Here is an 8,050-nt window from a genome sequence, read left to right as displayed (position 1 = left end):
AGATGACCCCTATTCAATATAGGAATCATCTTCTAGTAGCTTAATCTCTTTTTTTATAGTGTCCTTGACATAGGTACCAGTTTAATTTGATCGCTCCTCTCTTTTCTTATTCCCTGCTGCTCGGTTCCTCAATCGCTTGTCTCAGATGCTTCGGTACGTCAAGCTCATAAAGACTTCGATAACGGTCCGATTCTCGCATGAGTTGCGCATGCTGCCCTTTAAGATGTATGCTGCCGTTTTCCATAAAAAGCACCTGATCCATTTTTTCCGTTCCGGTCAGATGATGAGTAATCCAGATAAGCGTCTTCCCTTCCAGCGTTTTAAAAATCGTTTTTAACAATGTGCGTTCAGTAATCGGATCTAAACCAACTGTAGGCTCATCCAAAATGACGACAGGTGCATTCCGTAGCAAAATACGTGCAAGCGCGAGCCGTTCACGTTCTCCCCCGGAAAAAATAGATCCCGCTTCATGCATCTGAGTGTGATAACCTTCCGGCAACTTTTCAATTAATTGATGCAGGCCAACCAGTTTCGCTGCACGCACAACATCATCAATTGTTGCTTGAGGACTGCCCAAAGCTAAATTATTCAGAACGGAGGTGTCAAAAAGATGTGGATTCTGGCTCAGGACAGAAATTTGTTTTGATCTCATTTCTCCAATCATGTGTGCAGGGGTCCCATTTAAGGTTACCGATCCTTCGCTCGGTACGAGTGCGCCATAGATCAAGTGTGCCAGCGTTGACTTGCCAGCACCGCTTCTTCCAATCACCGCCATTTTTGCGCCTTGAGGCACGCTCAATGACACATCATTCACCGACCAGTCTTCAGTTTCCGCAAACTTGAAAAATACATGATTAACTTCAATGTTGATCCATTCTGCCGGTTGATCCCAGTTTTTAGACATCACTTGCTTCGTTAACTTATCTTCAACATTTTTAATCTCCTCGAGTCGATTGAGTGACTGCTTATACTGCGGCAGTCGCTCAATCGCTTCAGAAAGCGGGACAAGTGATTCAGAAATAGTGAAAATGACCAACGCAAATGCGGCAATTAGCGTACGATCCATTGAATCTGCTTGCACCATATGGCCCGACCAGATGACAGTGATGACAACGCAAATTCCGATCAATGCTTGTGCAGCGAAATCACGCCATTTTCTGAAGTTGTCCAGCGTATATTCAGCTAACCTGGATTCTTTCTCTAATTTTTCGTAACTTACGATAAACTGTTCCTGTCTTCCAGACATCATCCAGTCGGCCGAACCGAGTATCGCATCAGTTAATTGTTCGTAAAGCTGATGCCTGCTCTTTGAGATGCGCCTGTGGAATTTACGCATCCAGATCAGTGATATAAAAGGAAGCGCAGCAAGCAAGAGCAACAGATATAGAGCCATACCTAGAGCAAAAGACGGACTAAATAGGCCAAGCATGGCGACCCACAGTGCGTAAATAACCAAGGCAATACCTCCAGGAAGCACTGTTCTCAAAAACAGATCTTGGAGATGCTCAATGTCCTCTGACAACACACTTAGAATATTCCCTGTTTTATATTTTGATCGAATAAAAAGAGCTGCTGGTTCCAATTTTTCATAAAGATGGGCCCTCATTTCCGATAATACTTTAAGGATCGTGTTGTGGCTTGCTAGCCTGCCCACATAGTTAAACACAGCCCGGAAAGTCCCGAAGGTTCGCACACCAACAATTGGAACGTAAATCATCAGTATATTTTCAGGTCTAAGTGCCGCTTTTGAAATTAGATAGCCCGATGTAAATAATAAACCCGAGGCACACAAGATTGCCATCAAGCTTAGAAAAGCCGCGAGAGAAAATCCCCGCCAATGCTTCTTAATAGACGGAACAAGCCACTCATTCATAAGATACCCTCCAATTGAGAGCGAACCATCTCGTGATAAACTCCTTGAGTTTGAATGAGCTCATCCTGTGTACCGGTCTCAACAATTTGCCCATCTCGGATCACGAGAATTCGATCCATCTGTTCCATCCAATGCAGCCGATGTGTTGCAAGAAGCACCAATTTATTTTGAAACAAATGGATCATCGGTTCTTTTAACTCATACTCGGTTTCTATATCCAAATGTGCTGTTGGCTCATCAAGCAAGAGTATCGGGCGATCACAAAGAAAACCTCTCGCCAATGCCACGCGCTGCTCTTGGCCACCGCTCAGCTGACGCCCCCCGCTTCCGATTCGTTCTTCCAGACCTCCTGGAAAACGGCGAATCAACGGTTCCAGGCCTGCCGCTTGTACTGCTTGCAGCAGCTGCTGTTCTGTTGCATCAGGCTTATAAAATGCGATGTTCTCGCGTAAGGATGCACTGAATAAATAGGGATGCTGAGGGATATACGTGACTTGTTGTCGCCATTCATTCATCGAAAAAGACGTATCGTGATCATTTATTTTAATCGTACCGGATTCCGCTTTGATAAATCCGCCGATAAAATCGATCAGCGTTGATTTACCAGCACCGCTTGCACCGATTATCCCTACTTTTTCAAAGCCGCTTAGGTGCAAAGATAGATTGTTGAGCGTTCTTCTTCCTGCCCCTTCATGAGTTACCGAGCACGCTTTGACGTCCAACACTGCATGCTCTGACCACTGAAGGTGTTGCTGTGCCGCATCAGCTGAAAGAGAATCTACATTTGTATTATTCGTATACGCCCGTAACTTGCGAGCCGCTTCCTTGCCATCAAGTGTTGCATGGTAGTCCTGGCCAAGTTCGCGAACAGGCAAGAAATATTCAGGAGCAAGGATGAGTACAATCAGCGCCGGCTCAAGCAGAATGTGCCCATCTATCAAACGTATACCCAGCGCTACAGCAACGAAAGCGATCGACAGCATTGTGAAGAAGTCAAGAGCGAACGATGACAGAAAGGCAAGACGAAGTGTTCCCATTGTCATTGATCGGTATTTTTCGCTGACACGATTGATCGTTTTCTTATGGAGTCTGCTGATCCCCAAATAGTAGAGCGTGGGAAGGCCCCTCAGTGAATCAATAAAATGGTTCGATAAAACGCGATAAGAAGCCCAACGGTCATCCATCTTTTTTTGTGCCGCCAGCCCTAGAAGAATCATAAAAATGATCAGTACGGGCATAGTGAGCAAGAGTATAATTCCTGACATTTTGTCTGTCCAGAATACAAACAGAAGGATCAGCACTGGTACAATGGCATTGGCCGCCATTTTGGGAATGAACAGTTCAAGGTACTTCTTTGCTTGAAGAACACCTTCAAGAGAAAGCGACACCAGTGCCCCTGTTCCTTCTTTTCGGATCGATTTAGGCCCAAGCTCGAAGAGTTTCGTTAAAAAAGATTTTCTCAACTCTGAACTGGTTCGATCTGCAAATCGAAAACACGCTTTTTTAATTACAAGAGATAAAAAATGCCTGAATACGAGCACAACGAAAAAAAGGAGCAGATCGGAGCTCACGCTCGCAATCTGTTTCCCAGAAAAAAGGCCGGCAACCACCCGGCCCAAAAAAATAGCTTGTAATATGACACAGAGCCCTTGAAAAAAAGTTAACAGGGCAGTAATTGCAAACAAAAGCTTGGCACCCTTATAAGACAACAATTCCCGATCCATAAACAGGCTTGGCAAAACCCTCAGCTTGCTGTCACGAGGGCCAAGCGCTCACTTCCTTTCAAACTTTCTTCTCTCAGTATTCCATATGTTCTTCTTTTGAGACTCTTTTTCTAAATACATAATAACTCCAAATGGAGTAACCGAGAACGAAAGGCAGCAAAGTTATTGCGACAATCGTCATAACGGTCAGCGAGTAGGAACCTGATGCCGAATTATAAACCGTTAAATCATATGCCTTTTTGATATTGCTGATCATCAATCGCGGGAACAAGCCGATAAATAAGGAGCTGATTGTCAACAATATAACGCCCGCATTCATGCCGAATGCCCATCCGTCACGTTTCTTGTTCAAGAAAATCACAGAAAGGATCAGGATGACCACATCAAGTGCATAGATCGGATACAGAAACAGTCCGCGTTTTGCAAAAAGATCCGTCACAAAGAAGGTAACCACGACAAAAGCGATTGCTGCTGCTGCCAATACCCAGAATACTTTTTTAGCAAGAGCGCGTGCATGTTCTTTAATTTCATCCGTCGTTCGCAGGCAAATATATACAAGTCCGTGATAGAGACACAATAGTGTAATCAGAAGGCCGCCTAAGACCGTGTACGGATTGACGATGCTGGTGAATGTCGCGTGCATATTCATATTTTTGTCAATCGGCAGTCCGTAAACAAGTGTTGAGAAAACAACGCCCCACAAGAATGGACACAGCAAGCTTGCAATAAAAATAGCCCAGTCCCAAGTGCCTGCCCATTTCGGATGAGCGACTTTCGCTCTGTATTCAAAAGCTGTTCCACGCGCAATCAGAAGTAGCAAAAGCACGACAAGAGGCACGTAAAAGCCGCTGAAAAGTGTTGCATACCAGTTTGGAAAAGCTGCAAACATCGCACCGCCGGCCGTTATCATCCATACTTCATTCGCATCCCAGAATGGTCCAATCGTATTAATTAACACACGCCGTTCTGTTTCATTTCTAGCAACAAATCGCGTAGCCATACCGACACCAAAATCATAGCCTTCAAGGAAAAAGAAGCCGATAAACAAGACAGCGATTAAAAGAAACCACAATTCATTCAGTAACAATGTGATATCCCTCCCCGTCAAACGGGTCATTTGACTGAACCGTTGCTTTATTATCTAAAGACGGACCTTCTTTATATGTCCGAACAAACAAGTACACCATGACAACTGCAAGAATCGAATACATACCAATAAACGCAATGATCGAGAAAAGCAACTCTCCTGCTGAAACATTCGGTGAAACGCTTGCCGCCGTCTGCATAAAACCAAATACAGTCCACGGCTGGCGCCCGATTTCCGTCATCAGCCATCCGGAGGTACTGCCGATATACGGAATGGCAATAGCTGCCACCATGGCACGTAAAAACCATTTGCTATCCAATAGTTTCTTTTTCCAAACAAGGAACATTCCAATAATGCTAAGTATGCAAAGTAAACCGCCCATACCGCTCATGACACGGAAGCTCCAGAATGTAATTAGAACTGGCGGAATATAATTTCCCTTGCCGTATTTTTGCACATACTCCTTCTGTAACGTGTCCATGCCCTTTACATTGCCGCTGAATTTGCCATAAGATAGATAATCCAGCAAATAAGGTATATTTATTTCTCCGTAATTTTTATGATTTTTTTCATCGATTTTAGCGGTTACTGTCCACGCTGCCGGGCTTCCGCTATCTTTCCAAAGACCCTCACTGGCAGCCATCTTCATCGGCTGAGTCTGAACCAAGTATTGCGCTTGGAAGTGTCCAAAGAAAGCAAGCAGTACGCCTGAAAAGAGACCGATAATCAGTGCAATTTTAAACGATTCCATATAGAAGGTAACGTTTTTCTTCCTCAGCAACGCAATTGCGCTGATTCCCGTAACAACAAAAGCACCGGTTGCAAACGAGCCAAAAATAGTATGCGGAAATTCAACCCACAGCTGCGGATTCGTCAGAAGCGCGAAAAAGTCATTCATCTCTGCCCGGCCGTTGTGAATGTGAAATCCAACCGGATGCTGCATAAATGAATTAGCGGTCAGGATCCATAATGCAGATAAGCTGGTTCCCGCAGTGACAAGCCATATACAGGCGAGATGAGCACCTTTTGAAAGGCGGTCCCAGCCGAACAGCCAAATGCCAATAAATGTTGACTCCATAAAAAAGGCGAGCAACGCTTCAATTGCAAGCGGTGCGCCAAACACGTCACCCATGAAGCGCGAGTATTCCGACCAGTTCATTCCGAACTGAAACTCTTGTAAAATTCCGGTCACAACACCAATTGCAAAATTAATAAGAAATAACTTCCCCCAAAATTGAGCCATTTTCTTGTAGATTTCATTTTTCTTAACAACATACATCGTTTCCATTATCGATACGATAAGTACCAGCCCGATGGATAAAGGCACAAAAAAGAAATGGAAAATCGTTGTTGCTGCATACTGAAATCTCGCTAAACTCAATACGTCCATACTCTCTCCTCTTTTCCAGAATGATGGCTTGGCTATGTCGCCATCAGATATCTGTAATACATCATTTAGGTAATCACTTCAAATTGCATGAGGCCAAAAAGTGTAACAGATGTCACACTTCACTTATTACTTTACAACTTCAAAAACTGACTTTACCCACTCGTTAATGACAATTTTGTGAACAAAATAAGGCGCATATTTTTCTGATTTGTGACAATGTTCATGGCTAAACCATATTTAATTAACATAAATGTCCTAAATGCAATAATCCTTCATGATCCTTCGCATCTTTTTCAGTAATGCTGGTTGAAAAATAACTCAGTTGATTTTTGACCGAATTACATGGCGTATAGATCGCAAATGGGAAAATTACGTACATCCGCTATTTTTGTATAAAAAAAATCCGGATACTATACCGGATTCGGTTTCTTTGCTATAATATTCCGCTTTGATTAATCCCTTTTATTAAAATAAGCGTTTAACTGTCCTCGAATCATCCGTTCTCTCAGTTTGTTGTCATAACGCTTGCTTTCTTTTTTCTGCATTTCTTTGCGCAGTTCTGAGGTCTGCATGCCATCTTCCATTTTATTTGCAATGTCCATGAGCGCCTCCACATCCGAAAAAGAGTATTTTCGGTTGCCACGTTCCGACCGTTCCGGGAAGATTAATTTTCTTTTTTCATAATAACGGATCTGCCGTTCACTTAATCCTGTCAGTTCACACACCGTACCGATTGTAATGACTTTTTTGTACAGGTAAGCGTCCTTTTGAGAATGCGTCGCCATTCTGATGCATCATCCTCTCTTTGTGAAAAACAATTCGTCTTTCAATTTAATTGTAAGATAATATTACATCATATTCAAATAATCAGCAATAACCATGTTAGATGTCATGACACATCATTAGACGAAATTGCTTAAATCGATTAAAATGGAAAGTGAATTGAATTAGTGCATTTGAGTATGCCACAGGAGGCATCCCATTGGAAGAAGAGAAAGTAATCAGCCTAGCTGAGAAGATTATTCAGATGGATCTGAAACGTGATGAATTGTACGAAGAACTGATTGTATTAAGTGGAAACCGTGCGTCTGAGATACTTAGAACTGTCCAAAACAGATAAATTATTCTCATTTGTTCTCACACAATTGGTTTCCGTGATAGGCAAAGGAGTGTGTGCGATGTCTGATTCGCTCACAAAGAGCTATGAGAAGAAAAAGGATGACCTTATTGGAAAGTTGCTGGATCGTGGAATTTTTAAGACCAATGATCACCAGCTCTACGAACTTTCCCTAAGTGAACTTGAACATACCTACAAAAAACTGTCACAAGCGAATTAATTAAATTTAAGTAGACATTAAAACCGGAAGGTAGATACCTTCCGGTTTTAAACACCTTTATGTACGCAAAATGGGCTGCTTAAAGTATCTCGCAGGCAAAGCCCGAGCATCCATGGCCAGACGCCATATCCTGACTGCACATTAACATGTCCTTGTTCAGGCAAAATCAGGCAAGGAACCTGATAATCGAAATACTGCTGAATTTTGTCCCGAGAAAGAAAAGGATCATTTGTTGACGCAATCAGCAATGTCTCCGTCGCAATCATCTGCAGCACATTTTTGTCCGCGGGAAGCGGGAAGAAATTTTGAATCTCAACCTTATCCAAATCGTTTGATGGCGGACAGACCATGATCGCACGGCTAACTTTTCTCGCAAAGCGCTGCGCCGCGTAATGGATCCACAGAATACAGCCGAGGCTATGTGTGACAACAACCAGCTGATCATCTTCAGGAATTAAACGCATCGTATCATCGAGACAACTTAGCCATTCTGCCTTTACCGGATGATCCCACTCAGGGAGCTGTGGAAACCAGACATTTTCACCCTTTGCTCTCAATTCATTCGTCAACCACTCTTGCCAATGTCCATTCGTACTGCCGCCAAGTCCATGCAGAACGAGATAATTGGTCATACCCTGC

Annotated in this window: 8 protein-coding genes; 2 read left to right on the top strand and 6 right to left on the bottom strand. The window is 43.2% G+C overall.

The window, feature by feature from the left end; translation table 11 throughout:
- Positions 1-106: 106 nt before the first annotated feature.
- From cydC to P343_RS23865, 5 genes are all read right to left on the bottom strand, one after another.
- A complete protein-coding gene (gene cydC, locus P343_RS23885; RefSeq protein WP_023509275.1) occupies positions 107-1,873 on the bottom strand; it encodes a thiol reductant ABC exporter subunit CydC in 1,767 nt (588 codons plus the stop codon).
- Complete coding sequence (gene cydD / locus P343_RS23880) at positions 1,870-3,597, bottom strand: thiol reductant ABC exporter subunit CydD (protein WP_023509274.1); 1,728 nt, start codon at positions 3,595-3,597, stop codon at positions 1,870-1,872. The genes cydC and cydD overlap by 4 nt, the downstream gene beginning before the upstream one ends.
- A gap of 73 nt (positions 3,598-3,670) precedes the next feature.
- Positions 3,671-4,714 carry a cytochrome d ubiquinol oxidase subunit II gene (cydB, locus tag P343_RS23875; protein WP_031263674.1) on the bottom strand — a complete coding sequence of 348 codons (1,044 nt, stop codon included), beginning with the start codon at positions 4,712-4,714 and terminating at the stop codon, positions 3,671-3,673.
- The gene (locus tag P343_RS23870) at positions 4,671-6,074 is read right to left on the bottom strand and encodes a cytochrome ubiquinol oxidase subunit I (protein WP_023509272.1); all 1,404 of its coding nucleotides are present in this window, start codon (positions 6,072-6,074) and stop codon (positions 4,671-4,673) included. Before P343_RS23870 ends, cydB begins: the two co-directional genes overlap by 44 nt.
- Before the next feature lie 452 nt (positions 6,075-6,526).
- A complete protein-coding gene (locus P343_RS23865; RefSeq protein ID WP_023509271.1) occupies positions 6,527-6,859 on the bottom strand; it encodes a MerR family transcriptional regulator in 333 nt (110 codons plus the stop codon).
- A gap of 197 nt (positions 6,860-7,056) precedes the next feature.
- Here P343_RS23865 and P343_RS37070 point away from each other — a divergent pair, with 197 nt between their 5' ends.
- The gene (locus P343_RS37070) at positions 7,057-7,194 is read left to right on the top strand and encodes a hypothetical protein (RefSeq protein ID WP_023509270.1); all 138 of its coding nucleotides are present in this window, start codon (positions 7,057-7,059) and stop codon (positions 7,192-7,194) included.
- Between the two features lie 58 nt (positions 7,195-7,252).
- Positions 7,253-7,411 carry a Fur-regulated basic protein FbpA gene (locus tag P343_RS36650; RefSeq protein WP_023509269.1) on the top strand — a complete coding sequence of 53 codons (159 nt, stop codon included), beginning with the start codon at positions 7,253-7,255 and terminating at the stop codon, positions 7,409-7,411.
- 47 nt (positions 7,412-7,458) lie between these two features.
- Here P343_RS36650 and P343_RS23860 read toward each other — a convergent pair whose 3' ends face one another.
- Entirely contained in the window at positions 7,459-8,043 is a 585-nt protein-coding gene (locus P343_RS23860; RefSeq protein WP_023509268.1) for an RBBP9/YdeN family alpha/beta hydrolase, read from the bottom strand.
- Positions 8,044-8,050 lie beyond the last annotated feature (7 nt).

Source organism: Sporolactobacillus laevolacticus DSM 442, assembly GCF_000497245.1.
Lineage (GTDB): Bacteria > Bacillota > Bacilli > Bacillales > Sporolactobacillaceae > Sporolactobacillus > Sporolactobacillus laevolacticus.
The sequence above is the reverse complement of the archived record's forward strand: the minus strand, read 5'-3'. Positions and strand labels throughout refer to the sequence as shown.